This is a genomic window from Pseudoclavibacter helvolus (assembly GCF_049707175.1).
Classification (GTDB): domain Bacteria; phylum Actinomycetota; class Actinomycetes; order Actinomycetales; family Microbacteriaceae; genus Pseudoclavibacter; species Pseudoclavibacter helvolus_A.
The window spans coordinates 124,905-151,524 of sequence record NZ_JBNAFM010000006.1 but is presented as its reverse complement, the minus strand read 5'-3'; the positions used below and the strand labels follow the sequence as shown (position 1 = coordinate 151,524).

General features: G+C 67.8%; 26 protein-coding genes and 1 tRNA gene. 22 read left to right on the top strand and 5 right to left on the bottom strand.

The features are described 5' to 3' along the window. Window positions 1-29 precede the first annotated feature (29 nt). Complete coding sequence (gndA, locus tag ACPYN9_RS06905) at window positions 30-1,502, bottom strand: NADP-dependent phosphogluconate dehydrogenase (RefSeq protein ID WP_424465116.1); 1,473 nt, start codon at window positions 1,500-1,502, stop codon at window positions 30-32. Window positions 1,503-1,715: 213 nt separating this feature from the next. On the opposite strand from gndA, the gene ACPYN9_RS06900 reads away from it, so the two are divergent. The 6 genes from ACPYN9_RS06900 (at window position 1,716) to ACPYN9_RS06875 (ending at window position 9,104) form a co-directional block, all read left to right on the top strand. Next, window positions 1,716-2,552: a hypothetical protein gene (locus ACPYN9_RS06900; protein ID WP_424465114.1), complete on the top strand. Its 837-nt coding sequence runs from the start codon at window positions 1,716-1,718 to the stop codon at window positions 2,550-2,552. Between the two features lie 175 nt (window positions 2,553-2,727). Next, complete coding sequence (locus ACPYN9_RS06895) at window positions 2,728-3,327, top strand: 50S ribosomal protein L25/general stress protein Ctc (RefSeq protein WP_424465113.1); 600 nt, start codon at window positions 2,728-2,730, stop codon at window positions 3,325-3,327. A gap of 133 nt (window positions 3,328-3,460) precedes the next feature. Beyond that, entirely contained in the window at window positions 3,461-4,054 is a 594-nt protein-coding gene (pth, locus tag ACPYN9_RS06890) for an aminoacyl-tRNA hydrolase (RefSeq protein ID WP_424465111.1), read from the top strand. After that, a complete protein-coding gene (dtd, locus tag ACPYN9_RS06885) occupies window positions 4,051-4,488 on the top strand; it encodes a D-aminoacyl-tRNA deacylase (protein WP_424465109.1) in 438 nt (145 codons plus the stop codon). Before pth ends, dtd begins: the two co-directional genes overlap by 4 nt. A 93-nt stretch (window positions 4,489-4,581) precedes the next feature. Beyond that, window positions 4,582-8,196 carry a transcription-repair coupling factor gene (mfd, locus tag ACPYN9_RS06880; RefSeq protein ID WP_424465107.1) on the top strand — a complete coding sequence of 1,205 codons (3,615 nt, stop codon included), beginning with the start codon at window positions 4,582-4,584 and terminating at the stop codon, window positions 8,194-8,196. A 2-nt stretch (window positions 8,197-8,198) separates the two neighbouring features. Further along, complete coding sequence (locus tag ACPYN9_RS06875; protein ID WP_424465105.1) at window positions 8,199-9,104, top strand: MazG nucleotide pyrophosphohydrolase domain-containing protein; 906 nt, start codon at window positions 8,199-8,201, stop codon at window positions 9,102-9,104. A gap of 284 nt (window positions 9,105-9,388) precedes the next feature. Here the strand turns inward: ACPYN9_RS06875 and ACPYN9_RS06870 are convergent, their stop codons facing one another. Next, on the bottom strand, window positions 9,389-10,609 hold the full coding sequence (locus ACPYN9_RS06870; protein ID WP_424465103.1) for a winged helix-turn-helix domain-containing protein: 1,221 nt from the start codon (window positions 10,607-10,609) through the stop codon (window positions 9,389-9,391). A gap of 82 nt (window positions 10,610-10,691) precedes the next feature. Between ACPYN9_RS06870 and hisS the strand changes: the two genes are divergently transcribed. The 14 genes from hisS to ilvA all read left to right on the top strand — a co-directional run bounded on the left by hisS (window position 10,692) and on the right by ilvA (window position 23,456). Beyond that, entirely contained in the window at window positions 10,692-12,008 is a 1,317-nt protein-coding gene (gene hisS / locus ACPYN9_RS06865; protein ID WP_424465102.1) for a histidine--tRNA ligase, read from the top strand. A 27-nt stretch (window positions 12,009-12,035) separates the two neighbouring features. Then, a complete protein-coding gene (locus ACPYN9_RS06860) occupies window positions 12,036-12,716 on the top strand; it encodes a hypothetical protein (RefSeq protein ID WP_424465100.1) in 681 nt (226 codons plus the stop codon). A 104-nt stretch (window positions 12,717-12,820) separates the two neighbouring features. Further along, window positions 12,821-14,101, top strand: a complete 1,281-nt coding sequence (gene eno / locus ACPYN9_RS06855) for a phosphopyruvate hydratase (RefSeq protein WP_424465098.1) — start codon at window positions 12,821-12,823, stop codon at window positions 14,099-14,101. A 143-nt stretch (window positions 14,102-14,244) separates the two neighbouring features. Continuing rightward, window positions 14,245-14,796 (top strand): FtsB family cell division protein, encoded by a 552-nt coding sequence (locus ACPYN9_RS06850; RefSeq protein ID WP_424465096.1) that lies wholly within the window; start codon window positions 14,245-14,247, stop codon window positions 14,794-14,796. 62 nt (window positions 14,797-14,858) lie between these two features. Beyond that, a complete protein-coding gene (locus ACPYN9_RS06845; protein WP_424465094.1) occupies window positions 14,859-15,389 on the top strand; it encodes a DUF501 domain-containing protein in 531 nt (176 codons plus the stop codon). A 51-nt stretch (window positions 15,390-15,440) separates the two neighbouring features. After that, a complete protein-coding gene (locus ACPYN9_RS06840) occupies window positions 15,441-16,952 on the top strand; it encodes an NAD(P)/FAD-dependent oxidoreductase (RefSeq protein ID WP_424465093.1) in 1,512 nt (503 codons plus the stop codon). A gap of 52 nt (window positions 16,953-17,004) precedes the next feature. Continuing rightward, a tRNA-Leu gene (locus tag ACPYN9_RS06835) sits at window positions 17,005-17,078 on the top strand. Window positions 17,079-17,124: 46 nt separating this feature from the next. Further along, window positions 17,125-17,697 (top strand): GNAT family N-acetyltransferase, encoded by a 573-nt coding sequence (locus ACPYN9_RS06830; RefSeq protein ID WP_424465091.1) that lies wholly within the window; start codon window positions 17,125-17,127, stop codon window positions 17,695-17,697. A 34-nt stretch (window positions 17,698-17,731) separates the two neighbouring features. Then, window positions 17,732-18,547, top strand: a complete 816-nt coding sequence (locus ACPYN9_RS06825) for a shikimate 5-dehydrogenase (protein WP_424465089.1) — start codon at window positions 17,732-17,734, stop codon at window positions 18,545-18,547. Window positions 18,548-18,693: 146 nt separating this feature from the next. Continuing rightward, window positions 18,694-19,341 (top strand): lipoyl(octanoyl) transferase LipB, encoded by a 648-nt coding sequence (gene lipB / locus ACPYN9_RS06820; protein WP_424465087.1) that lies wholly within the window; start codon window positions 18,694-18,696, stop codon window positions 19,339-19,341. Next, complete coding sequence (gene lipA, locus ACPYN9_RS06815) at window positions 19,338-20,330, top strand: lipoyl synthase (protein WP_424465085.1); 993 nt, start codon at window positions 19,338-19,340, stop codon at window positions 20,328-20,330. Before lipB ends, lipA begins: the two co-directional genes overlap by 4 nt. A gap of 42 nt (window positions 20,331-20,372) precedes the next feature. After that, window positions 20,373-20,939 carry a LemA family protein gene (locus tag ACPYN9_RS06810; protein WP_424465204.1) on the top strand — a complete coding sequence of 189 codons (567 nt, stop codon included), beginning with the start codon at window positions 20,373-20,375 and terminating at the stop codon, window positions 20,937-20,939. Window positions 20,940-20,979: 40 nt separating this feature from the next. Beyond that, window positions 20,980-22,212: an AI-2E family transporter gene (locus tag ACPYN9_RS06805; protein ID WP_424465083.1), complete on the top strand. Its 1,233-nt coding sequence runs from the start codon at window positions 20,980-20,982 to the stop codon at window positions 22,210-22,212. After that, a complete protein-coding gene (ilvA, locus tag ACPYN9_RS06800; protein WP_424465082.1) occupies window positions 22,209-23,456 on the top strand; it encodes a threonine ammonia-lyase in 1,248 nt (415 codons plus the stop codon). Before ACPYN9_RS06805 ends, ilvA begins: the two co-directional genes overlap by 4 nt. 91 nt (window positions 23,457-23,547) lie before the next feature. Here the strand turns inward: ilvA and greA are convergent, their stop codons facing one another. Continuing rightward, window positions 23,548-24,033, bottom strand: coding sequence for a transcription elongation factor GreA (greA, locus tag ACPYN9_RS06795; RefSeq protein WP_424465080.1), 486 nt, complete (start codon window positions 24,031-24,033; stop codon window positions 23,548-23,550). A 67-nt stretch (window positions 24,034-24,100) separates the two neighbouring features. Continuing rightward, window positions 24,101-24,538 (bottom strand): DUF4307 domain-containing protein, encoded by a 438-nt coding sequence (locus ACPYN9_RS06790; RefSeq protein ID WP_424465078.1) that lies wholly within the window; start codon window positions 24,536-24,538, stop codon window positions 24,101-24,103. 96 nt (window positions 24,539-24,634) lie between these two features. Here ACPYN9_RS06790 and mca point away from each other — a divergent pair, with 96 nt between their 5' ends. Then, window positions 24,635-25,531: a mycothiol conjugate amidase Mca gene (mca, locus tag ACPYN9_RS06785; protein WP_424465076.1), complete on the top strand. Its 897-nt coding sequence runs from the start codon at window positions 24,635-24,637 to the stop codon at window positions 25,529-25,531. Further along, window positions 25,528-25,866: a hypothetical protein gene (locus tag ACPYN9_RS06780; RefSeq protein WP_424465075.1), complete on the top strand. Its 339-nt coding sequence runs from the start codon at window positions 25,528-25,530 to the stop codon at window positions 25,864-25,866. Before mca ends, ACPYN9_RS06780 begins: the two co-directional genes overlap by 4 nt. On the opposite strand, the gene trhA is transcribed toward ACPYN9_RS06780, so the two are convergent. Then, complete coding sequence (gene trhA / locus ACPYN9_RS06775) at window positions 25,863-26,603, bottom strand: PAQR family membrane homeostasis protein TrhA (protein WP_424465073.1); 741 nt, start codon at window positions 26,601-26,603, stop codon at window positions 25,863-25,865. The two genes, ACPYN9_RS06780 and trhA, sit on opposite strands and share 4 nt — an antisense overlap. Window positions 26,604-26,620: the final 17 nt, after the last annotated feature.

Sequence of the window (26,620 nt, the reverse complement as noted above, 5' to 3'; positions counted from 1 at the left end):
GGGAGCGAGGCCGTCTGCGCGGTGCGCTGCTACGCGTTGGATTCGGTGCGGTCGCCGGACCAGTCGGTGTGGAAGACGCCGTCGCGGTCGATGCGCTTGTAGGTGTGGGCGCCGAAGAAGTCGCGCTGTCCCTGGATGAGGGCGGCGGGGAGGCGCTCGGCGCGCAGCCCGTCGTAGTACGACAGGCTGGAGGAGAAGGCGGGGGCGGGGATGCCAGCCTGCGCTGCCTGGACGACAACGCGGCGCCACGCGGCCTGCGCGGTGTCGACGGCGTCGCGGAAGAACGGCGCGGTCACGAGAGCCACGAGTTCGGGGTTCTCGGCGTAGGCCTCGGTGATGCGGTTCAGGAAGCGGGCGCGGATGATGCAGCCGGCGCGCCAGATCGCGGCGATGTCGCCCTTCTTGATGTCCCACCCGTACTGCTCGGCGCCCGCGATGATGGCGTCGAAGCCCTGCGAGTAGGCGATGATCTTGGACGCGTAGAGCGCGAGGCGCACGTCTTCGACGAACCCGTCGGCGTCCTCGACCTGGAAGCCGTCGGGGCCGGGGAGGGTGCGGGATGCGGCGCGCTGCTCGAGCTTGGAGGACACGGAGCGGGCGAACACGGCTTCGGCGATGCCGGAGACGGGCACGCCGAGGTCGAGGGCGGTCTGGACCGTCCAGGCGCCGGTGCCCTTGGCGCCGGCGGCGTCGAGGATGACGTCCACGAGCGGGAGCTGCGTGTCGGCGTCGACCTGGCGGAGCACCTCGGCGGTGATCTCGATGAGGTACGACTCGAGCTCGCCCTTGTTCCATTCGGCGAAGATCTCGGCGATCTCGGCGGGGGTCTTGCCGGTGCCGCGGCGGATGAGGTCGTAGGCCTCGGCGATGAGCTGCATGTCGGCGTACTCGATGCCGTTGTGGATCATCTTCACGAAGTGGCCCGCGCCGTCGGTGCCGACGTGGGTGACGCAGGGCTCGCCCTCGGCGACCGCGGCGATGGTGCGCAGGATCGGGCCGAGGGTCTCGTACGACTCGGCGGTGCCGCCCGGCATGAGAGAGGGCCCGTTGAGGGCGCCCTCTTCGCCGCCGGAGATGCCGCAGCCCACGAAGTGGATGCCCGTCTCGCGCACGGCCTGCTCGCGGCGGCGGGTGTCGGTGAAGAGCGCGTTGCCGCCATCCACGATGATGTCGCCGGGCTCGAAGACCGAGGTGAGCTGGTCGATGACCGCGTCGGTGCCAGCGCCGGCCTGCACCATGATGATCGCGGTGCGCGGCTTCTGGAGTGACGCTGCGAAGTCCGCGATCGTCTCGGAAGGCACGAACCCGGCCTCGGGGTGTTCCGCGACGAGCGTGCGGGTGCGCTCGGGGGAGCGGTTGTAGACGGCGACGGTGTTGCCCTCGCGGCTCGCCAGGTTCCTGGCGAGGTTGGAGCCCATGACGGCCATGCCGACAACACCGATGTTCGCGCTTGGGGACGAGCCGGCTTCCGAGGAGATCGAGGGGGCAGCGTCAGTGGTCATAGATGCGTCTCTTTCAATGTGGATGCGTGTCTCCCGTCAGGGCGATGCACGGGACACTCCACGGTATTGCACGACGGGCAGTCGTACCCTGACTTGTGGCACGAGCGGGGCAACCATTTCCGAACATGACGAAACGGCGCCGAGCTCGGCACGCGATCAGAACGACAACTGGCGGCGTGCGCGACCGCGACCACCTAGACAGGGAGACACTCAGTGGCTGATCACGACGCCCGCACGAGAGCCTACGATTTCGGGCGCCCAGACGATGACGGTGATGCCATCACCGACGAGCAGCCGACGACGGCGCTGCCGCGCACACGGGCGACGCCCAGCGCGCCCGCATCCGCTCGCAGCTCCTCCAGCCTCTACGCGGGCAGCGACGAGTCGACGCGGGTGATCCCGCAGCAGGCACCGCCGCCCCCGCCCGCTGACGCCGCGCCCGTCCGGTCGCAGAAGCCTCCGCGTCGGCAGGCCAGCACGCCACAGCAGGCTGGAGTGGCGGATGCGCGCACCGGCCACGAGCGGAACGGTCGCGCTCGGGAGTCGGCGAGCCCGAGCGTGTGGGCGCGCATCGGCTCCGTGTTCCTCGCGGTGCCGCTCTACGTCGTCTGCGTCGCGGCGTTCAGCGCGATTCCCGTGCTCATCATCGTCTCCGGAGTCTCGTCGTCGGCGGGCAGCTTCCTCGGGGACGGCGGGGGCGTCTCGCCCGTGTGGACGATGCTCGTCACCATGCTGGCGGCCGTCGGGTTCTTCCTCATGGCGCTCACGATGCGACTCTCGGGCACCGGCTCGGTCGTGGCGGGCGCACTGTCGGTGTTGGCGGGCCTCGGCTGCTTCCTGCTGCACGCCCAGCTCACCACCTGGATCGCCTCGGCCCCGCTGTGGCAGGACGAGCTCGCCGCCTTCGCCCTCTTCGCAGGTCCCGCATCCGGCATGGGCGTCTCGCTGCTCGCCGCTGAGCTTGTCGTCTTCGGCTTCGCGATGCTCGGGGCTGGCGCCGCAGTCAGCAGCGCGCGTCGCCACGGTTGGCGGAAGGCCGTCGGCTTCTGACCGTCTGCACCGCACCAGGCTCAGAACGTTCCCGCCTGGCGTCGGAGATGACGTAGAGTAGGGGGCTGAACTTCGGCGAGGGGCCGTCTGGCCCGTGATCGACGCGGTGATGTGTCCTTGAATGGGCCTCCACACGCTTCCTCAGTCTGTCGAGAACCACCATCAAGGAGACAACATGGCAGAGACCAACAAGCTCAGCGTTGAACTGCGCGACCAGTTCGGCAAGGGCGCAGCCCGCAAGATCCGTGCAGCGGGCAAGATCCCCGCAGTGCTCTACGGCCACGGCACCGACCCGCGCCACCTGACCCTCCCGGGCCACGACACGATGCTGCTCATCCGCAAGGCGAACGCCCTCATCGAGCTCGACATCGAGGGCGAGAAGCAGCTCGCGCTTGTCCGCGACGTGCAGCGCGACCCGGTGCGCCAGATCATCGAGCACCTTGACCTGGCGGTCATCCGCAAGGGCGAGCGCGTCGAGGTCGACGTTCCGCTGCACCTCGTGGGCGACCCGTTCCCCGGCACCATCGCCGTGCAGGACGCGACCACGATCCTCGTGTCGGCCGACGCGACGTCGATCCCGAGCTTCATCGAGGTCTCCGTCGAGGGCCTCGAGGACGGCACGCTCATCCACCGCGACGACCTCAAGCTGCCCGAGGGCACCGAGCTCGTCGAGCTCGCTGAGGACGCCGAGGAAGTCGCGCTCGTCTCCATCCAGACCCCTCGTGGCGAGGACGAGGACGAGGACGCAGACTCCGAGGAAGCGTCCGCAGAGTAGCTTCGGCTCCGGCGTCGCGACCGCGACGTCTCTTCGTCGGAAGGCGGGTGGCTTCGGCCGCCCGCCTTTCGCGTTTGTCCCCTGACGACACGCCGGGGCCGCAGGCGGCCCCTCGCATGAAAGGCTTTGCAGCATGGCAGCAGATACCTGGCTGGTGGTCGGCCTCGGCAACCCCGGTGAGAAGTACGCGAGGAACCGGCACAACGTCGGGCAGTTCGTCGTGGATGAGCTCGCGAGACGACTCGGGGCCAGCTTCTCACGGCACACGAAGGCCAATGCGCGTACCGCTGAGGGCCGGACAGTCCCTGGTGGGCCGAAGTTGATCCTCGCGAAGTCCAACGGCTACATGAACACCTCCGGCGGACCGGTGTCGCAGCTGGTCGACTACTACGGGGTCGAGGTCGACCACGTCGTAGTCGTGCACGACGAACTGGACCTGCCGTTCGACACGTTGAAGCTGAAGGTCGGCGGTGGACACGGCGGCCACAACGGTCTCCGTGACATCAGCGCCGCCCTTGGCGAGCCTGGCTACCTCCGCGTGCGGGTCGGTATCGGCCGGCCACCTGGCAGGCAGGATGCTGCCGACTTCGTACTGAAGGACTTCGCGGGCAGTGAGCGCGACGTGCTTCCCGTGCTGGTCGGGGATGCGGCGGATGCCATTGAGCTCATCGCCACCGAAGGGATGCAGGCTGCGCAGCTTCGCGTACACACGGCGGCCGGCGCGTGAAGCTGGTTGTCCAGCGCGTCACCGAGGCGAGCGTCGCCGTCGACGACCGCGTCGTCGGCAGCATCGCCGAGCCTGGGCTGCTGATCCTCGTCGGGGTGACGCACGCCGACACCGAGGCTGACGCGGCGAAGCTGGCTCGCAAGGTGCTCGGCCTGCGCATCCTGAACGACGAAAAGTCCGTACTCGACACCTCCGCGCCGGTACTGGTCGTGAGTCAGTTCACGCTGTACGGGGATGCGCGCAAGGGGCGGCGACCGTCCTGGTCGCTGGTCAGCGGTCGCGCACATTCGGAGCCGCTCGTCGGGGCGTTCGTGGCGGCGCTTCGCGCGGGCGGGGCCCACGTCGAGACCGGCGAATTCGGCGCCATGATGAAGGTCTCGAGCGTCAACGACGGACCCTTCACGGTGCTCCTCGAATCAGCCGACCTCGCCTAGACGCCTCGCAGAACGCGCCAGCTTCGCTGGCAGCGCAGTCCACCGAGCGGATCTGTAGGAAGTATCTTCGCCTCGGCGCGTACAATTCCCCGAGTGACTCTGCACGGCTTCGTACGCTCCATCCAGTCCGCCCCTTCCTTCGAGCGCGCCATGGGGCGCGCCGCTCGTGACACCGACTTCTCGCTCGTCGACGGTGCCAGGGCGCCGCTCATCGCGAACCTCCTGGCGGCCCGGCAGGCTGAGCTGGGTGCGGCGCCGATGCTGTTTGTGCTCACCGCGACGAGCCGCGAGACGGAGCAGTTCGGCGCAGATCTGCAGACGTTCGTACCAGACGCCCACGTCGCCGAGTTCCCGGCCTGGGAGACATTGCCGCACGAACGGCTGAGCCCCTCGGTGGAGACAACGGGCAAGCGACTTCGCGCGATGCGCGAGCTCACGGAGTGGAAGGCGGGGCCCAGGCAGGCGCCATTCGTGCTCCTCGCCTCCGTGCGGGCGGCGCTGCAGCCCCTGCTCCCGGGCCTCGACGCGGCCACGACCATCCGCCTCGAGCGCGGTTCCCGCGGCAACGACCTCACAAGCCTCGCACTGCAGCTCGTCGACCTCGCCTACTCGCGTGTCGACATGGTGACTCGCCGCGGTGAGTTCGCGGTTCGCGGTGGCATCCTCGACGTGTTCCCACCCGACGCCGCGCACGCGCTGCGCATTGATTTCTTCGGCGACGAGGTCGATGAGATCCGCGTGTTCTCGGTGGCCGACCAGCGCTCGCTCGAGTCCGAGGTCACCGAGGCGCTCATCACCCCTGCCCGCGAACTGCTCCTCACCGAGAGCGTGCGACAGCGAGCCCGGGAGATGCAGCACGAGTTCCCGAACCTGCAGCAGATGCTCGCGAAGATCGCGGAGGGCATCCCCTCCGAGGGCATGGAGTCGCTGGCCCCGGCCCTCGTGAGCGAGCTCGTTCCGATCACGAGCTATCTGCCCGAGGACGCCGCCATGGCCGTGCTCTCGCCCGAGCGCGTCGCGACGCGCGCCGTGCACCTTTCCGAGACGAACCACGAGTTCCTCGAGGCCGCCTGGAGTGCGGCAACGGCCGGGGCCGATGCCCCCATCGACCTCAGCTCCGGCGACTTCCTCACGGTCTCAGGGCTGCGGGATGCGCGGGGCGCAAGGCCCTGGTGGTCGTTCTCTCCGTTCCAGACGCTGGAGATCCCGGAGGAACAGCTCGACGCGAGCGAGATCCTCGCGGTCAAGATCGAGGGCGACGCAGTGCCGAGCTTCGCCGGCAACGCAGACGGCGCCATCGAGCACGTCTCGGCGCTCCTCAAGGATGGCTGGCGGGTCGTGGTCACGAGTCAGGGGCCCGGCCTTGTCGAGCGCGCGAGCCAGCTCCTGTCCGAGCACGGCGACGGCGCCAGGCTCGTCGACGAGCTCCCCGCCGACCTCGATACCGGCGTCGCCTACCTCACGCAGTCGCCGGTTTCGACCGGCGTGCAGCTGCCAGGGCAGAAGCTCGCGCTCGTCACCGAGACCGACTTCTTCGGCCGCTCCGTCGGGTACGACTCCCGGCAGCCAAAGAAACTCGCGAGGCGCCGCACCAACTCGGTGGTCGACCCGCTGCAGCTCAAGGCGGGCGACTTCGTGGTGCACGAGACCCACGGCATCGGCAAGTTCATTGAGCTCCGGCAGCGCGAGGTCCAGGCCGGCGGCCGCAACGCCGCGAAGACGGTGCGCGAGTACCTCCTCATCGAGTACGCGCCATCCAAGCGCGGACAGCCGGGCGACAAGCTCTTCATCCCGACCGAGCAGCTCGACCAGCTGACGAAGTACGTCGGCGGCGAAGCCCCCGCGCTGTCGAAGATGGGCGGCTCCGACTGGTCGGCCGCGAAGGGCAAGGCTCGCAAGGCGGTCCGCGACATCGCGGTCGAGCTCGTGAAGCTCTACAGCACGCGCATGGCGTCGAAGGGGCACGCCTTCGGCCCCGACACACCGTGGCAGCACGAGCTCGAGGAGGCGTTCCCGTTCGTGGAGACGCCCGACCAGCTGCAGACCGTCGACGAGATCAAGCGGGATATGGAGCGGCCCATCCCCATGGATCGCCTCGTCTCCGGCGACGTCGGTTTCGGCAAGACCGAGGTCGCGGTGCGCGCCGCGTTCAAGGCCGTGCAGGACGGGAAGCAGGTCGTCGTCCTCGTACCGACCACGCTGCTCGTGCGCCAGCACCACGAGACGTTCTCTGAGCGCATGGCGGGCTTCCCCGTCACCATCAAACCGCTCAGCCGCTTCCAATCGAAGAAGGAATCCGAGGAGACGATCCGCGGCCTCGCCGACGGCTCCGTCGACATCGTCATCGGCACCCACCGCCTCCTCACCGACGCCATCGCCTATAAGGACGTCGGGCTCATCGTCATCGACGAGGAGCAGCGCTTCGGTGTCGAGCACAAGGACGCGCTGAAGAAGCTCAAGGCCAACGTCGACATCCTCGCCATGAGCGCGACCCCCATCCCGCGAACCCTCGAGATGGCGGTCACGGGCATCCGCGAGATGTCAACCCTCGCGACCCCACCGGAGGATCGACACCCGATCCTCACCTTCGTCGGAGCCAAGTCCGACCGCCAGGTCGCCGCGGCCATCCGCCGAGAGCTGCTGCGCGAGGGGCAGGTGTTCTACGTCCACAACCGCACCGCATCCATCAACCGGGTCGCCGCCGAGATCGCCGAGCTCGTGCCGGAGGCGCGCGTGGCCGTCGCGCACGGCAAGCTCAGCGAGGCGCGCCTCGAGCAGATCATCGTTGACTTCTGGGAGCGCAAGTTCGACGTGCTCGTGTCGACGACGATCGTCGAGACCGGGCTCGACATCGCCAACGCGAACACGCTCATCATCGACGACGCCGAACGCTACGGCCTCAGCCAGCTGCACCAGCTCCGCGGGCGAGTCGGCCGGGGTCGCGAGCGCGCCTACGCGTACCTGCTCTACGACGGAACGCGTCCGCTCACCGAGACGGCCACCGACCGCCTCGAGACCATCGCCGCCAACAACGAGCTCGGCTCCGGCATGCAGGTCGCGCTCAAAGACCTCGAGATCCGTGGCGCGGGCAACCTGCTCGGCGGCGAGCAATCCGGCCACATCGCGGGCGTCGGCTTCGACCTCTACCTGCGCATGATCGGCGAGGCCGTGAACACGTTCCGCGGCGAGGTCGCGGAGGGGCAGACCGAGCTTCGTCTCGAGATTCCAGTGGATGCGCGCGTGCCAGAGGACTACGTGTCGAGCGAGCGACTCCGCCTCGAGGCGTACCAGAAGCTCTCGAGTGCCTCCAGCCCCAACGCCAAGCCTGGTCAGATCGGGCTCGTGCTCGAGGAGCTGCAGGACCGCTACGGCGAGCCGCCCATCGAGGTCCAGCGGCTCATCGAGGTCTCGAAGCTGCGCCGCCTCGCCGTAAAGGCAGGTCTGGGCGAGCTCGTCGTGTTCGGCAAGACGTTGCGCATCGGGCCCGCGGAGCTCAGCGACTCCAAGCAGATGCGTCTGCGCCGCATGTACCCGGGCTCGAAGATCGTCGAGGCGACCCATTCGCTCGCGATCCCCGTGCTCGAGGGGCGTGCGGGCAGCCCGCCGAGCGACGAGGAGATGATCGTCTGGGTGCGAGGCATCCTGAAGGCAATCTTCGAGGTGGAAGACGAGGCAGTCGAGGTGCCGAGCGACGCGGAGGCGAATTAGCCGTGGCCGACTCGAGCGAGCGCGCGCAGCATCCCATGCATCCCGGGCGCCCTGCGCGATACGAGGATCCTGCTCCTGTTGGGCGCCCTGGGCTGTCCGCCCATCCGGAGCTGAACCGGCTGCTCGCCGTCGTGGCTGCGTTCCGTGGCGAGGGCGGATGCGCCTGGTACGAGGAGCAGACCCACGCGACGCTTGTGAAGTACCTCACGGAAGAGACGGCGGAGCTCGTCGAGGCACTCGAGGATGACAACGCGGCCGACATCAAGGAGGAGCTGGGAGACGTGCTCTTCCAGGTGCTCTTCCACTCGGACATCGCCGCCCAGCGCGGGAGCGACGCCTTCACTCTCGAGGATGTGGCCCGCGAGCAGGCCGACAAGCTCCTGCGTCGCAACCCCCACGTGTTCGGACCTACGCCCACCAGGGACATCGACGAGATCATCCGTCTCTGGCAGGAAGCGAAGGCCATCGAGAAGCGCGACCGCACGAGCGTCCTCGACGGGGTGCCCCGCGGCATGTCGGCGCTCGCCCTGGCACAGAAGCTGCTCGGCAAGGAACGCCAGGTCGGCGGCGCCGAACCCGAACCCCGAGCCGCAGCGCCCGCGCCCGCCGCGGCCACTGGCGTCGGCGCTGACACCGGCGTCGGCGCTGACACCGCATCCGCCGACACCACCCGCGACTCGGGATGGGTTCCTCATCTCGGGATGGCTAGCAACTCATCCCGAGATGAGGAAGCCATCCCGAAACCTGGAGCAGGGGAGGCGGCCGATGAGGAGCTGGCGCTTGGTCGAACGCTGCTGGCGCTCGTGCGCGACGCGGATGCACGCGGCCTCGACGCCGAGCGCGCGATGCGGCTCGCAAACCGCGAGCTCGAGCAACGCATCCGCTCGGCCGAAACGCGACACGGCTGAGTTCCGCCAACGAAGCCGCCTCCCGAGGCCCCGTCGGGCGGCCGCGTATTGCGGCACTCACTCCTGCGCTGCGGCCACGCATCGCTGCCAGTCAAATGGCCGCTTCTGCCGACTCCCCACGACGCGCTGCCAGTGAAACGGCCGCTTTGGCGTGGCCTAACCGGCTCATGTACTGGCAGGGTTGGCTCGCGGAACGGTCTTACTTGCGCACTGCCTTCTCGCGTCGCAAGCGCCCGAGCGTCGCAAGCGCGCCAAAGTCGCAGGCGCGTCAACGCGTCAACGCGTCAGTGCGTCAGCGCGCCCGCGAGGTCGCGGGCGAGGTTGCCGCGATCGGCGACCACGATGTCATCGAGGCTCTGCCAGGTGGCCGCGTCGCGCAGCAGCAGCGCCGTGCGTTCCGCGATGTCGGCGGGCGCATCCGCTTCGCTCCACGCAGACTGCACGCGAAGGATGCGCGACTGGCGGTCGTTTTTGAGGTCGATGCGGCCGACAACTGCGTCGCCGAGGAGGATGGGCAGCGAGTAGTAGCCGTACACCCGCTTGTGCGCTGGCGTGTAGATCTCGATGCGGTAGTGGAAGTTGTGCATGCGCTCGGCCCGCGGCCGGAACCAGACGACGGGGTCGAACGGTGAGAGGAGCGCGGCGGCGTCCATGGTCCTTGGGCGTCGCGCGTCGCGGTGCAGCCAGGCGAGGCCGGGCCTACCGTCTTTGCCCCACTCGGCGACGCGCACCGGGACGACGTCGCCGGCCTCGGCGAGCTCGTCGAGCGCCGTCTTCGTGAGCGCCATCGGCACGCGGAAGTAGTCAGCGAGGTCAGCCGTGGTGCCGATGCCGTGGGCGGATGCGGCCATGGCCGTGAGCTGCCGGACGGCGTCGCCCGTGCTCACGTTGGCGCCGAGGACCTCCGAGGGGAGCACCTGCTCGGGCAACGCGTAGCGCCGCTCGAACCCCTTGCGGGGAGCGGATGCGAGCTCGCCCCAGCGAAAGAGGTACTCGAGCACGATCTTGACGTCGGACCACTCCCACCAGGAGCCGCGCCTCTTGTTGGCATCGTGTTCGAACTCGCTCGCGGCGAGCGGACCCCGCTCGAGGAGCTCGGATCGCAGCCACGCGATCGTGTCCGCGTGTCCCGCGAGGAACTCCGCGCTCTTGCGGCGGTCCCGTTCGGCCTTCTCGCGCATCCGCCACCCAAACAGGGGGAGTGACGAGACGGGGAGGAGCGCTGCTTCGTGCGCCCAGTACTCGGTCAGCCGTGGGATGCGGCCGGACGCGAGTCGGTCGAGCGTCGTCTTGTCGTAGCCGCCGAGCCGGGAGAACACCGGCATGTAGTGGCTGCGCTCCCACACGTTGACGGAGTCGATCTGCAGCAGGTGGATGCGCGACAGCAGCGACGTGAGCTGCCTGGTTCCGACCTCGGCCGCGCTGGTGCGCGAGCCGAAGCCCTGGGCTGCGAGTGCGATTCGACGTGCTTGGGCTGCGCTGACGAGCGGGAGCTGACCGGTCATGCCGCGTTGTGCGCTTCGACCGTGATCTCTCTCCGGCCGCCCCCGAGTCCGTCGCGTGCGATCATCCTGCGAGAATAGTGCAATGGCTTCTCAGATCACTCCGCCTCGTGGCATGCGCGATTTCCTCCCGGCAGACAAGCGCAGGCGCGAGCGCATCCTCGGGACGATCCGCGAGGTGTACACGAGGCACGGCTTCGACGAGATCGAGACGCCCGTCGTCGAGGACTCCGCTCGCCTGCACTCGGGGCTTGGCGGCGACAACGAGAAGCTGTCGTTCGCCGTGATGAAGCGCGCGCTCGACACCGACGCGCTCGCTGCTGCGGCCGAGTCGGGCGACCCGCTGACCCTGAGCGACCTGGGCTTGCGCTTCGACCTCACGGTGCCGCTCGCGCGTTTCGTGGCGACGCACCGCGGCACGCTGCCCGGCGTGTTCCGCAGTCTGCAGATGGCCCCTGTCTGGCGCGCCGAGCGCCCGCAGAAGGGTCGCTACCGCCAGTTCGTGCAGTGCGACATCGACATCATCGGCGAGCCGGGTGCGCTTGCCGAGGTTGAACTGCTCGTCGCCTCTTCGGCCGCGTTCGTTGAGCTCGGCCTCGAAAACTGCACGATCCGCGTCAACGACCGACGCCTGCTCACGGCCCTGCTGGTGCACTGCGGCTTCGCCGACGCAGAGCACGGTGCCGCGCTGATCACGATCGACAAGCTCGACAAGATCGGACCGGAGGGCGTTGCTGCTGAGCTCGCGACGATCAACGCCACGGCGGCTCTGCAGCTCGCCGCGGCCCTGGCGACGTGGGCCCCTCTGCTTGAGACCGGTATCCGCCTGGACCGCGAGACGGTGCTGACGAGCCTCCCCGGCGCCCTGCGCGAAGACCCGGCCGTCGTGGAGGTCGTCGAGGGAATGGCCGAGATCGCGGATGCGGCTACCGCTGCAGGCGCGGCGGTTCGGCTCGTGTTCGACCCGAGCCTCGTGCGCGGCATGGGGTATTACACGGGCACGATCTTTGAGGCCGCTCACCCGGAGTCTGGGTCGTCGGTCGGCGGCGGCGGGCGTTACGACGGCATGATCGGCCGCTTCTTGGGGCAGGATGTGCCCGCCTGCGGGTTCTCGATCGGCTTCGAGCGCATCGTCGACCTCGCCCAGCTGCCGGAGTCGGGGGAGGCCCGAGCGGTCGCCCTGCTCTTCGACAAGCGCGCATCCGTCGCCGACATTGCCAAGGTCAAGGGCGCGGTCGTGCGCTCCGGGGCGTCCCGCGTGCGCGTCGCGAAGAAGCCCAAGAACGTGCGCGGCCTGCTCGCGTCGCTCGCCGAGCAGGGATTCACGCACGTCGCCCACGTGCGTGACGAGCACGTTGCGGCTCCGGAGACCCTCAGCTTCGAAGCGCTCCAGACCTCGTAATCTGGCACCTCCGAGCAAGGGGGAGCTATGGCGTCGGTGACCGGACAGGCAGAGTTCGCAACGAGAGCGGGGATGCGCTGGCTCGCGGCAGCCACCATCGCGGCGGCCGCGGGGGCGTCGCTCAGCGGCTGCTCGTTCTTCGGCGAGTGGGACGAGCCGTTCGCGTATCAGGACGTCTCGATTCCCGCTGCGGTCACCGCGCCGGGTACGGAGCTGGAGTACTCGGAGACCGCGCTCCTCCCGCTCGAGGACGGTCGTGAGGTGGCGCTGACCTTCACGCAGCTCGCCGTCGGGGGACCAGAGAACGCGGGGCTCGCGGAGATCGGTCCGGAGTGGACGCAACCGGAGTCGTTGAACATGACCGTCGGCGTGCAGGGCGACGCCGACGAGGGCACCTCGGCGCTCCCACCGGATCTCGTCGGCGTACTCGATGACGGCTCGGTCGCGCTTCGGGCGACCGAGGACGAGGCGCCTGACGCGACCGCCTGCGGCATGCTCCTCGGCCTCCCGCCGCAGGACCGGGCACACTCGCGGCAGGTGCGCTGCGTGATCTACCTCGTCCCGGCCGGTCGAGCGCTGGTCGAGCTCCAGTGGGGGCCGGCGGATGGTCCCCCCGAGTACGCGGAGAACCCCGTGGTGTGGCGGGTTCCGAGCATGGATGAGCTGATGGCGGGGGAGATGTCCGCCTCGCCGCCGCCGAGCTCGTGACGCCCGTGCGGCCACGCCTTCCTCACGTTCCACCGACCCCGATACACTGACGAAGGACCGCGTCTCTGGCGGTCCGTACGCTACTGATTCGCAAGGAGCATCCTGTGGCCCTTATTGACGTCGTCCACGCCCGCGAGATCCTCGACTCCCGAGGCAACCCAACCGTCGAGGTCGAGGTGCTGCTCGATGACGGATCGACCGGCCGCGCGGCCGTGCCGTCCGGCGCATCCACCGGTGCCTTCGAGGCCTTCGAGCTGCGCGACGGCGACGCCGACCGCTACCTCGGCAAGGGCGTCGAGAAGGCCGTCGAGGCTGTCATCGACGAGATCGACCCGGCCATCGAGTTCTTCGACGCCAGCGACCAGCGCCTCGTCGACGAAGAGCTCAAGGAGCTCGACGGCACTCCCAACAAGAAGCGCCTGGGCGCAAACGCCATCCTCGGTGTGAGCCTCGCCGTCGCCAAAGCGGCCGCTGACTCGGCTGGCCTTCCCCTCTTCCGCTACGTCGGCGGCCCGAACGCGCACGTGCTTCCCGTCCCGATGATGAACATCATCAACGGCGGCGCGCACGCCGACAACGGCATCGACGTGCAGGAGTTCATGATCCTCCCCATCGGTGCAGAGACCTTCAGCGAAGCGCTTCGCTGGGGCACCGAGGTGTACCACCAGCTCAAGAAGACCCTGCACTCGAAGGGCTACGCAACCGGCCTGGGCGACGAGGGTGGCTTCGCCCCCGACCTGCCCAACACGCGCGCAGCGCTCGACCTCATCGTCGAAGCCATCGGTGCGACGAAGTACGAGCTCGGCACCGACATCGTGCTCGGCATGGACGTCGCCTCGAGCGAGTTCTTCAAGGACGGCAAGTACCACTTCGAAGGTGCTGAGGTCACGGCTGAGGAGATGACGGCTTTCTACGAGAAGCTCGTCGCCGACTACCCCATCGTCACGATCGAAGACCCGCTCGACGAGGACGACTGGTCGGGCTACCAGGCGCTGACCGCGGCCATCGGCGGCAAGGTGCAGATCGTCGGCGACGACCTCTTCGTCACCAACCCCGAGCGCCTCCAGCGCGGCATCGACGAGGGCGCGGCGAACTCGCTCCTCGTGAAGGTCAACCAGATTGGCACGCTCACGGAGACGCTCGACGCGGTCTCCCTCGCGCAGCGCGCTGGCTACACGGCGATTCTCTCGCACCGCTCGGGCGAGACCGAGGACGCGACGATCGCGCACCTCGCCGTCGCCACGAACTCGGGCCAGATCAAGACCGGTGCCCCTGCACGCACCGACCGCGTCGCGAAGTACAACGAGCTCCTCCGCATCGAGGAAGAGCTGGGCGACGCAGCCGTCTACGCGGGACGCAGCGCCTTCCCTCGCCACAAGGCGTAGGGTCCTCGCCACAAGGCGTAGGGTTCTCGCCACAAGGCGTAGCTCCGTGTCGCGGTGATCGGCGCGACACACGAACGGGTCGGGGCAAGTCCCCGGCCCGTTCGGCATGATGGGAACGCGAGAGCGAGAGGGGGTGGATGCGCATGGCCAGCACAAAGCGACCGTCAGCAGCACGCGGGACGTCTGGTTCCGGCTCGAACGCAGGGGCCAAGGCGACGGCCAAGGCCAAGTCCACATCCAAACCCAAGGCCAAGGCGACGTCGAAGTCGGAGACCTCGGCCAAGCGCCGGATACCGACCGTGCGTCCGAACGGCGCGACGGTGCTCATCACGCTCGTCGTGATCCTCGGCATTGCCGTGCTCGCTCCGAACGCGCAGCGCTACATCGCTCAGCGTCAGTATGTGGCCCAACTGCAAGCCGAGCTCGAGGAGACGCAGCAGAGCGTTGACGAAATCGCCACCGAGCGCGACCGGTGGAGCGATCCCGCCTACATCCAGTCGCAAGCGCGTGGACGCCTCCTCTTCGTAATGCCCGGCGACACGAGCTACCTCGTGCTCGACCCGCCGGTGTCGACGAAACAGCAACAGAGCAACGTCAGCACCGAGCTCCACGAAACGAACTCGAGCTGGCTCGACAGCTTCGTCGAGTCGCTGGTCACGTCCGGGACCGCCCCCGCCCCAACACCCAGCGAATAACCACCCAAGACCAGCGGATGCACCCGTCACCGTGCATCCGCCCGCAGAGCCGAAAGCGACCAATGCTCGAGTACTCAGAAGCCACCGAACGCGACCTTCAGGTCATGCGCGAGCAGCTCGGCCGTCCCATGCGCGGCGTCGTGGGCATCGGAGCCCGCTGCGCCTGCGGCAACCCGACGGTCGTCGTCACTCGGCCACGGCTGCCCGACGGAACTCCGTTCCCCACGCTCTACTACCTCTCGCACCCGGCCGCGACCATCGCCATGTCGCAGCTCGAGGCCGATCAGATCATGCCGGAGATGCAGCAGCGCCTCAGCGACGACGAGGACTTCCGAGCCGCCTACCTCGCCGCGCACGAACGCTACCTCGCGGAGCGGGAGTCGCTCGACGTCGTTGAGGAGATCGCCGGCGTCACTGCTGGCGGGATGCCCACGCGCGTGAAGTGCCTCCACGCGCTCGCCGCACATTCGCTCGTCGCCGGCCCCGGTGTGAACCCGGTTGGAGACTGGGCGCTCGAGCTGTCGAGCTGGTCGCCGGAGCGCTGTGTCTGCGCGAACCCCGGCGATGCACTCGCCGGTGACGCGCAGGAGTAGACTTGACGAGGTTTTCCTCGCCCAACCATCGCATGCAGGGAGTACAAGTACGTGACTAAGATTCTCATCGTTGGCGGAGGCTACGCCGGCTTCTACACGGCGTGGCAGCTCGAGAAGCAGCTGAACCCTGGCGAAGCCCAGGTCACAGTCGTCGACCCGCTGCCGTACATGACGTACCAGCCATTCCTCCCAGAGGTCATCAGCGGAAACATCGAGCCGCGTCACGCAGTCGTCTCGCTGCGACGCCACCTCAAGCGCTCGCGTGTCATCACCGCCGAGGTCACCAAGATCGACCACGCTGCGAAGACGGCGACCATCACGCCCGAGATCGGCGACCCCTACACGGTCAACTACGACATCATCGTGGTCACCGCAGGTGCCGTCTCGCGCACGTTCCCGATTCCGGGCATCGCCGACAACGCCATCGGCGTGAAGACCGTCGAAGAAGCCACGTGGATCCGCGACACGATGATCGACAACTTCAACAAGGCGTCGACCATGGCCCCCGGCCCAGAGCGCACGCGCCTGCTCACCTTCGTCGTCGTCGGTGGCGGCTTCGCGGGCATCGAGTCGTTCGCTGAGATGCGCTCGCTCGCGACCGCACTGCTTGAGGACTACCCGTCGCTGCAGTTCGACGACGTGCACTTCCACCTCATCGAAGCTGCCGGGCGCATCATGCCCGAGGTGTCCGAAGACACGGCGCTGTGGGTCATCAAGAACCTCGCGGAGCGCGGTGCGACCGTGCACCTGAACACGCAGGTCTCCTCCGCCGTCGACGGCGTCGTCGAGACCTCTGCCGGCGACAAGTTCCCCACCGATGTCATCGTGTGGACTGCCGGCGTCATGGCCGCTCCGGTTGTCAAGAGCAACAGCGACCTCCCCGTCGACGAGCGCGGACGCATCCGTGCGCGCGCCGACCTTCGCGTTGAGGGCGACAACGGCATCGTGCAGGACGCCTGGGCAGCCGGTGACGTCTCGGCTGTGCCCGACCTCTCGGGCGGCGGCGTCGGCGGCTTCTGCGTGCCGAACGCGCAGCACGCAGTTCGCCAGGGCAAGCTCATGGCCTCGAACCTCGTTGCAACGCTCCGTGGCGGAACGCCGAAGGACTACTACCACGAGAACATGGGTGCGGTCGCTGGTCTCGGCATCGGCGTCGGGGCCTTCCAGTCGGGCAGCTTCGCCCTGACCGGTGTGCTCGCCTGGCTCGCGCACCGCGGCTACCACGACCTCGCGATCCCCACCGTCGAGCGCAAGATTCGTGTGCTCACCGGCTGGATCAACAACTTCGTGCTCGGCCGCGACTTCGTGTCGATCAGCGCCCGGGAGACGCCTCGCGCCGCGTTCGAGCGCTTCGCATCGCGCCCCCGCCCGACGGCACCCGCCGCAGAGGCCGCACCGGCCAAGCTCCCCGCTTCGAGCGAGCACAGCGACAAGTCGGAGAAGCCCGCAACCGAGTCGAGCGAGAAGGCGACCACTGAGAAGGTTGCCGAAGCCGCAAAGCCGAGCTCGGCCAAGCCTGCACCGGCACGGGCCGCAAAGGCTCCAGCTAGCGACAGCAAGTAGCTGACCTCGTCGGGGCCGCCTCATCTCCGGATGCGGCGGCCCCGACCTGTACGCCCCTATAGCCCAACTGGCAGAGGCAGAGGACTTAAAATCCTTGTGTTCTGGGTTCGAATCCCAGTGGGGGCACGCTTTCCCTGGACGTCGGTTGCGGTCAGCGTGGCACGATGTTGTCATGGTGATCGACGTACGCGCGGCGACCCGCTTCGCCGACGTGAAGACGATGGTCGGCCCCAAGCGGCCGGACGCCAACGTGTGCTGGTGCCTCAGCTACCGCATCCCGTCCAAGGAAAACCAGTCGCTCGCGGGGCCAGAACGCGGCGAGCGGGTCAAGCGCCTCTTGCGGCAGAAGATCCCGCCTGGCGTGCTTGCCTACGAGGGCGACGAGGTCGTCGGTTGGGCGGCCGTGCACCCGAGAAGCGACACGAGCTTCGCGCGCAACCGCCGCATCCCGCACCTCGACGACCTGCCGGTCTGGTCGCTGTGGTGCGTCCGGGTGCGCCCCGGGTTTCGTGGGCGGGGCATCTCCTACCGCCTGGTCGAAGGCGCCACGCAGTTCGCTCAGGACCACAACGCGCCCGCCGTCGAGGCGTATCCCGTCGACAACGGGGGAGCGAAGGTCGACCTGACGATGGCGTACGTCGGCACCCGCTCGCTGTTCGAGAAGGCGGGCTTCACGAAGGCTTCGGACACCGACTCGGTGCTGAACGGCTTCCCCCGAGTCCTCATGCGTCTCGACCTGCGCTGAGGCGCTCTCCGTGTCGACGGGCCATACTTGCGGCATGCCGATTCTCAACAAGGACATGACCCTCTGCATCTCGCTCGCGGCCCGGCCGTCGAATCTTGGGACGCGGTTCCACAACTTCCTCTACGAGGAACTCGGCCTGAACTTCATCTACAAGGCCTTCACCACGGAGGACATCGAGGGAGCCGTCCGCGGCGTGCGGGCTCTCGGGATTCGCGGATGCTCGGTGTCGATGCCGTTCAAGGAAGCGGTCATCCCGCTTGTCGACGAGCTCGATCCCTCTGCCTTGGCGATCGAGTCTGTCAACACGATTGTGAACGACGGCGGCAGGCTCATCGCATCGAACACCGACTACGAGGCCATCGCGGAACTCATCTTTGAGCATCAGGTCAGCCCATCGCTGCCGGTCGTCGTCCGAGGCGCCGGCGGTATGGCAAAAGCCGTCGTGGCAGCCTTCCGAGACGCGGGCTTCGCAGACCTCACCGTCGTCGCCCGCAACGGCGTCACCGGCTCGGCACTCGCCGAGAAGTACGGCTACCGCTGGCAGGCGAAGGACCCCGCCCCTGGACCGTACGCGCTGGTCAACGTGACGCCGCTCGGCATGACGGGCGCCGACGAGGACGCCCTGTCGTTCGGCGGGGAGCACGTCACCGCGGCAGAGCTTGTCTTCGATGTCGTGGCGTTCCCGGCGGAGACACCGCTCATCCGCCTCGCGCGGGCCCAGGGTGTGCCCGTGATCACGGGCGCTGCGGTTGCCGCGCTCCAGGCGGCGCGCCAGTTCGAGAAGTACACGGGGCGCAGCATCACGGCCGAGCAGGTCAACAGGGCGGCGGCATTCTCGCGCCAGAGCTGACGGCCTGAGCTCACGAGGTCAGAGTTGCCTGGGTACGAGCTGTTTCGCGCGGGGTGTGTCCCGCTACGCCGACATCACCGAGCGGCCATCCATTCTCGGGTCATGACAGTTGTTGTACTGCGTACAAAATATGCAAGACTGGGTGCATGATGGATGTGCTGACACCGGGATTCGGTCACGAGGCCGTCGACTACGCGCAGGCGCTCGCGCTGCAACGAAAGCTGCACGCCGAGCTCGTGGCTGGGGCGAGGCGTGACACGCTCGTGCTGCTCGAGCATCCGAGCGTCTACACGGCCGGGCGGCTCACCCGAGCGCATGAGCGTCCGACGGATGGGACCCCCGTGGTGGATGCGGACCGGGGCGGCCGCCTGACCTGGCACGGCCCCGGTCAGCTTGTCGGATACCCCATCGTGAGACTTCCCGCGCCGGTCGATGTCGTTGCCCACGTGCGAATGCTCGAGATCGCGCTCATCGAGCTGATCGGGGAGCTGGGCGTCGCGGGCAGGCAGGTGGCGGGTCGCTCCGGGGTGTGGGTGGGGAACGAGGGCGCACCGCGGAAAGTCGCCGCGATCGGCGTCCGAGTCGTGGAGGCGTGCACGATGCACGGCTTCGCGCTGAACTGCTCCAACGAGCTCGAGCCCTTCGAACGCATCGTGCCCTGCGGGATCAGCGACGCCGGGGTCACCACACTCAGCCGTGAACTGCAGCGCCCCGTGATACCCGCCGAGGTCGCACCGAGGGTCGCGGAACTGCTCGCCGCGCACCTGCCCCTCGGCCAGGAGGTCGCGGCGTGACGATCAAGCCCGAGGGGCGCCGAATGCTCCGCCTCGAAGCCCGGAACTCGCAGACGCCCATCGAGCGCAAGCCCGAATGGATTAAGACCAGGGCCAAGATGGGTCCAGAATTCACACGGGTCGCCGAGCTCGTGAAGGCGGGAGCACTGCACACCGTCTGCCAGGAGGCAGGATGCCCGAACATCTATGAGTGCTGGGAAGATCGGGAGGCGACCTTCCTCATCGGCGGGTCGCAGTGCACGCGCCGCTGCGACTTCTGTCAGATCGATACTGGGAAGCCCGCTGCCTACGACACTGACGAGCCGAGGAGAGTCGCCGAGTCTGTCCGCACCATGGGCCTGCGCTACGCCACGGTGACGGGAGTGGCGCGTGACGATCTGTCGGACGAGGGGGCGTGGCTGCACGCGGAGACCGTCCGCCGCATCCACGCCGAGAACCCCTCGACGGGCGTCGAGATCCTCGCCACGGACTTCTCGGGCAAGCCGGACCTTCTCGCCGAAGTGTTCTCATCGAGGCCGGAGGTGTTCGCGCACAACGTCGAGACCGTCCCGCGCATCTTCAAGCGAATCCGTCCGGCGTTTCGGTACGAGCGGTCGCTCGGTGTCATCGCGCAGGCGAGAGCGGCCGGGTTGGTCACGAAGTCGAACCTGATCCTCGGCATGGGGGAGGAGCGGGTCGAGATCGAGCAGGCACTCAGCGACCTGCACGAGTCGGGCTGCGACATCATCACGCTGACCCAGTACCTGCGCCCGAGCCCGAGGCATTTGCCCGTCGCCCGGTGGGTGAAGCCGCAGGAGTTCCTTGAGCTCAAGGCCGTCGCCGAGGAGATCGGGTTCCTCGGCGTGCTTGCCGGACCGCTGGTCCGATCTTCCTACCGAGCTGGCCGGCTCTGGGCGCAGGCGATTCGGCGACGGGGGATGCCCATCCCGGCGCACCTGAGGCACCTGGCCGAGTCTGCATCGATGGGTTTCGCGCAGGCTGTGCGCTGATCCCGCCGACACGCAGTCGAGGCGAGATAGCATTCCGGCATGCTGGAAGTCTGGATCGCCATCGGAGCCGTGCTCCTCATCGTCATCGCCGTTGCCGTCTTTGTGATCGCCACGAGTCGCTCGTTGAAGCGATTGAGCTCCCGGGTCGACACGGCATGGAACGACATCACCGTGCAGCTCGCCGCCCGCGAGGAGCTGCTGCCCCAGCTGGAGCGTCGCGTCCGAGCGTTCGCGTCCCACGAGGAAAAGACGTTCGCGGCCTTCGCCGAGGCGCGGCAGGCAAGCTCGCAGGCGGAGACCCCAGAAGAGGTGAGTGCCGCAGAAAACCGCGTCCAGGGCGCCCTTCGTGGCCTGTTCGCCGCCTCGGAAGGCTACCCGCAGCTGCAGTCGAGCCGTGAGTTCCTGCAGCTGCAGTCTGACCTGGTCGAGGTCGAGAACCGCATCCAGGCCTCTCGTCGCTTCTACAACGGTGGGGTCCGCGAATACAACACCAAGGTGAAGGTGTTCCCCAACAACCTTGTGGCCGGGCCGTTGCACTACGAGCAGCGCACCTTCTTCGAGGTCGCCGATCGCGCCGCCATCTCGCAGCCCCCGCGGGTGCAGTTCTGATGGCACCCGTGCGCCCGTGGGCGCTTCTAGTATTGAGCGCATGATCGAACGCGACCTCGACGAGAACGCCGCCCCAGCGGCGTCGGCGAGAACAGGCTCCACCCTGGCGCAGAACCCCGCGCCAGCCCTGCGGAACGAGAGCGAAGACGAGCTCGTCCCGCGCGGCCTCCGCATCGGCGCGGCCTGGGCCTGGCGCAGCGTGGCCATCCTGCTGGCGTTAATCCCGCTGGGCTGGCTGGTCGCGCAGGCGTCCATCTTGGTCATTCCGCTGCTCGTCGCTGCGCTGCTCGCCTCCCTGCTCGCGCCACTCATGAAGTGGCTGGTTGGCACTGGCATGCCCAGGTGGGCAGCGCTCATCCTGTCGCTGATCGTGCTGTTGGCGGCCATCGGCACCCTCATCACCCTCGTCATAAGTCAGTTCGCACAGGGGTTCAATCTCGACCTCGGGAAGCTGGCGGCGCAGTATCAGCTGCTGTTGCAGTTCCTCGCAGACTCACCGTTGCACGTCACGGAGCAGCAGGTCGACGACGGCCTGCAGCAGATCGTCGGCTGGGTGCAGTCGAACGTCAACGCCATCTTCTCGCAGGCCCTCTCCGTCGGCTCGAACGTGGCGGCGTTCCTCGCAGGCACGCTGGTCACCGCGTTCGCCCTGGTCTTCTACCTGCTCGACGGGCGTCGCATCTGGCTCTTCATCGTCTCGATCTTCCCGAAGAAGGCGCGAGCCGCGATCGACGGCGCCGGCCAGCGCGGCTGGATCTCCGTTGGACACTACGTGCGGGTCCAGGTGCTGGTCGCCCTTATCGACGCTGTCGGTATCTACCTCGGTGCCGTCATCCTGCAGGTGCCATTCGCCCTGCCCATCGGCGTCATCGTGTTCCTCGCCTCGTTCGTCCCGTACATCGGTGCGATTTCGGCGGGCACGATCGCTGTCGCTGTCGCACTCGCCTACAACGGGTTCCTCAACGCGCTCATCATGCTCATCGTGGTGGTCGCCGTCATGCAGATCGAGTCGCACATCCTGCAGCCGCTCATCATGGGAAGCGCCGTCAAACTGCATCCGCTCGCCGTGCTGCTCGCCGTGAGCGCCGGAACCATCTTCGGAGGCATTGCAGGAGCCGTCTTCGCCGTACCCCTGGTCGCTGCAGGCAAGGTTATGGTGCAGTTCATCTCACGCGGCACCTGGCGCGACGACCCTGATCCGACGAAGATCACAGAGACCCAACCCCCGAAGCGCGAGCGTCAGCCGCGCGAGAAGAAGGCAAGCACGGTATGACCGCTCCCACCATCACGCTCGATCAGATCGTCGCCGCCCGCGAAATCGTGCGACAGGTCATCTCGCAGACGCCCATCGACTCGGCCCGCTTTCTCTCGGAGAAGCTCGGCTCGCCGGTGCTGCTCAAATGCGAGAACATGCAGCGCACGGGGTCGTACAAGATCCGCGGCGCCACCTATCGCCTCTCGCAGCTGAGCGAAGAGCAGCGCTCCCGTGGCGTCGTCGCCGCATCGGCCGGCAACCACGCCCAGGGCGTCGCGTTCGCGGCCCGTGAGCTCGGCATCAAGGCGACCATCTTCATGCCGGTCGGTGTGCCGCTGCCGAAGCTGCAGGCCACCCGGGGCTATGGCGCAGACGTCGTGCTCACCGGGACGAACGTGGCGGATGCGCTGGTCGCGGCCAAGCAGTTCGCCGCGGACACGGGCGCGGAGTTCATCCACCCCTACGACCACGCCGACATCATCACCGGCCAGGCCACGCTGGCGCTCGACATCCTCGAGCAGGCCCCTGAGGTCGACACGATCATCGTTCCGATCGGGGGCGGCGGGCTCATCTCCGGCGTCAGTGTTGCAGCCAGGCTCCTCGGCGAGCAACGGGGCCGCCCGATCCGAATCATTGGCGTGCAGGCGGCGAACTCCGCACCGTTCCCCGTCTCGCTCGAAGCCGGTCACCCCGTGAAGATCCAGGCTCGACCGACCATCGCAGACGGCATCGCCGTCGACATCCCGGGTGACATCACCTTCGAGGTGGTTCGCGACCTCGTCGACGACGTCGTGACGGTTTCCGAGGACGACATCTCGCGCGCCATCCTCCTGCTCGTGGAGCGTGCGAAGCTCGTGGCGGAACCGGCGGGCGCGACTGCGGTCGCCGCCATCCTCGCGGGCAAGATCAAGGACGCGGGTACCACCGTCGCGATCCTCTCGGGTGGCAACATCGACCCGCTGATGCTCGAGAAGGTGCTCAGCCGTGGCCTCGCGGCGTCTGACCGCTACCTCAAGCTCGTCATCGAGCTGCAGGACGTGCCCGGCCAGCTCGCGCTCATCGCCAAGACCATCAGTGAGGTCAACGCCAACGTCGTGGAGGTGCTGCACACCCGGCACAACAAGGGGCTGCAGGTGAGCCACGTGGAGCTCGAGGTGTCGGTCGAGACCAGAGGCACCGAGCATTCCCGACAGGTGATGGATGCGTTGCGCGCCCTGGGCTACCAGCCGCGCACGAGCCGCGACGCGACCCCGATTCCCTGACGTCAACATCCGTCGCCCAAACACCGGTCCCAAGACGAAGAGGACCTCCCGCGGGAGGTCCTCTTCGCGTTGCCGCGCGTGCCGGTGTTGGCTACGGGTGGAACGTCTCGACTTCGACGATCTCGACGTCGATGGAGTTGCCGTTTGGGGCTTCGTAGCTCGTGGCAGCGCCGACGGCCAGGCCGAGGATGGACGCGCCGAGCGGGCTCTCACCCGAGTACACGCGCAACTGCGTCTGGGAAGCCATCTCACGGCTGCCGAGCAGGAACTTCTGCTCCTTCCCGCCGATCTTGGCGGTCACGACGGTGCCGGTCTCGACGATGCCGGAGGCTTCCGGGGCCTCGCGGACCTCTGAGTTCTTGAGCATGGTCTCGAGCTGGTTGATTCTGGCTTCAATTTTGCCCTGCTCGTCCTTGGCTGCGTGGTAGCCGGCGTTCTCCTTGAGGTCGCCGTCTTCGCGCGCCTCTTCGATGCGCTTCGCGATCTCCTCGCGACCGTTCACGGCGAGCTCGTCGAGCTCCGCCTTCAGGCGGTCATATGTCTCCTGGGTGAGCCAGGTCACCGATGGGTTAGCCATGCTGGAACTCCTTGTGCAGCCGGATACGACCAAAGCCCTGACACGAGTCAGGGCCTCGACCACCATGTTACGGCAACCAGCATTCCTTCACCAAAGCCGTGGTGCCTTCCTTCGTCGTGCGGACCTGCACGTTGAGCACTTGCGAGGGTTCGTCGGTGGGCGGCACGTCGACGACGTCCCAACCCACGACGGCTTGCTGTTCGTCGCGGATCTCGATCGCGCAGGTGACGGCGGTGCCTGCAGGAGCGGTGATGCGGTAGTCGAAGCTGACGTTGGCGTCGTCGACGATCGAGAAGCGGACCGTGTCGGCGCGAATCGCCGAGGACGACACGGGGCCGACCGTCGTTGTCGCCCAGAACGCGACGACGGCGATGACAAAGATGCCGACGACCATCCAGATCCAACGCTCCGGTTTCTTCTCGGATCGGGGCGCGCGCTTGCCGTACCGGTCGACGAGGTCAGCTGAGGGGGCTGCGTCGACGACGGTCTCGCGGTCAGCTGGCACTGGGGGTTCCTCTCGGCGGGAGGGTGGGCGCGGCCAGAAACTGGCGGCCGCGCGAGATAGGCTCTGTACCTAGGTTAACGTTCCACGAGGAGACCAGTGACACTTCGACTGTTGGCGGTCCACGCCCATCCCGACGACGAGTCAAGCAAGGGCGCCGCGACCTACGCCGCATACCGCGCCAAGGGTGCCGAGGTGATGGTAGTCAGCTGCACCGGTGGCGAGGCGGGAGACATCCTCAACCCCGGGCTCGAGTCCGTCTACCACGCACAGCGGGACCTGGCGGGGCTACGCCGCGTCGAGATGGCTGCAGCGCAGGAGATCCTGGGCGTCGAGCATCGGTGGCTCGGATATGTCGACTCCGGCATGGCCTCAGAAGACGGCTCGCTGCCTGCGAACTCCTTCGCGAGCATCCCTCTCGATATCTCCGCGCGTCCCCTCCTGCGCATCGTTCGGGAGTTCCGGCCCCACGTTCTCGTCACGTACGACGAGAACGGCGGATACCCGCATCCCGACCACATCCGGACGCACGACGTGTCGATGCGCGTGTGGCGCGAGTCAGGCCTCGCGACGCACCCTGAGCTCGGCGCTCCGTGGCGCATCTCGAAGCTTTACTACGACCGCACCATGAACGGCAAGCGTGCCGACAGCCTGCTGCAGCACATCAAGTCGCTCGACCCGGAGTCGCCCCTGCTCGAGCGCCTCGAGCAGATGCTGGCGTGGATGCGCGACAAGCCGAGCAACGTGACGACCCAGATCCAGATCGACGACTTCTTCGACGCACGGGACTCGGCACTGCGCTCGCACGCGAGCCAGGTCGCACCCGATAGCGGGTTCTTCGCGATCCCGCGCGACATTGAGGCGGCCGCCTACCCCTACGACGACTTCGAGCTGATCGACTCCCGAGTCGATGCGCCGACGCCGGAGACCGATCTCTTCGCTGGCGTCGACGAACGCAACGACGACCGGCAGGGCGCCTCGGAGACCACCGCGTGATGCTCTTCGCGCAGGCGCACGCCTGGACCCTCGCACTGGCCACCGCGGTGCCGTCGCCTGGCGAGGAACTGCCCTTCAACCCCGACGACGTCACGCCCGGCCCGCTCGGCTTCTTCGTTTTCATCTTCGTCGCCGTTGCGACCGGGCTCCTGGTTATGGACCTCATCCGCCGCACCAGCCGTGTGCAAGCGAGGGCGCGCATCCGCGAGCAGCTGCGGGCCGAGGCTGCGGCCAACCAGGCTGCGGCCGATGGGGCGTCGGGCGGCGAACCCCGGCAGCCAGCTTCTGAAGCCGAAGCCAGCCCGGAGTCTGACCGCAGGAACGCGAGCGACTAGGAGAACACGGGCGGGTCGATGCAGAGCAGGAGGATGCCCGTCCACTGGCTCAGGAACGCCAGCACCGTGAAGACGTGGAACAGCTCGTGGAAGCCGAAGTGGCCCGGCCAGAAGTTGGGTCGCTTCACGGCGTAAAAGACCGCTCCTACGGTGTAGAACAGCCCGCCGACCACGATGAGGACCACCGTGGCCACGTTGACGGCCGCGATGTCGCCAAGGTAGGCCACGGCGGCCCACCCCAGAGCGATGTAGAGCGCCACGTAGAGCCAGCGTGGTGCGCCGATCCAGAACACTCGGAAGCATATGCCGAGCAGGGCCGCGCCCCAGACGATCCCGAACAGCGGCCAGCCCTTGTCCGGCGGCAGCGCCACCAGGGCGATGGGTGCGTAGGTGCCGGAGATGAGCAGGAAGATGTTGGCGTGATCGAAGCGCTTGAGCGCGACGCGCGTCTTCTCGCTCCAGTTGAAGCGGTGGTAGAGCGCGGAGATACCGAACAGCAGCCAGGAACAGATGGCGTAGAGCGTGCAGGCAAGCTTCGCCGTCGTGCCCTCGGCAAGCAGGATGAGCACGATCCCCGCCGCGATCGACACCGGCAGCGTGCCGGCATGCACCCAGCCACGCCACGACGGCTTCGCGTCGGTGGGGCGAGCACCGGAGTCTGCTTCGAGCAGGGGGAGGTGGACCGCGGGCTCTGGACCCGGGTCGAGTTCTGCGTCAGCGTGATGTTCTGAAGCCACCCTCGCACTCTACGCGG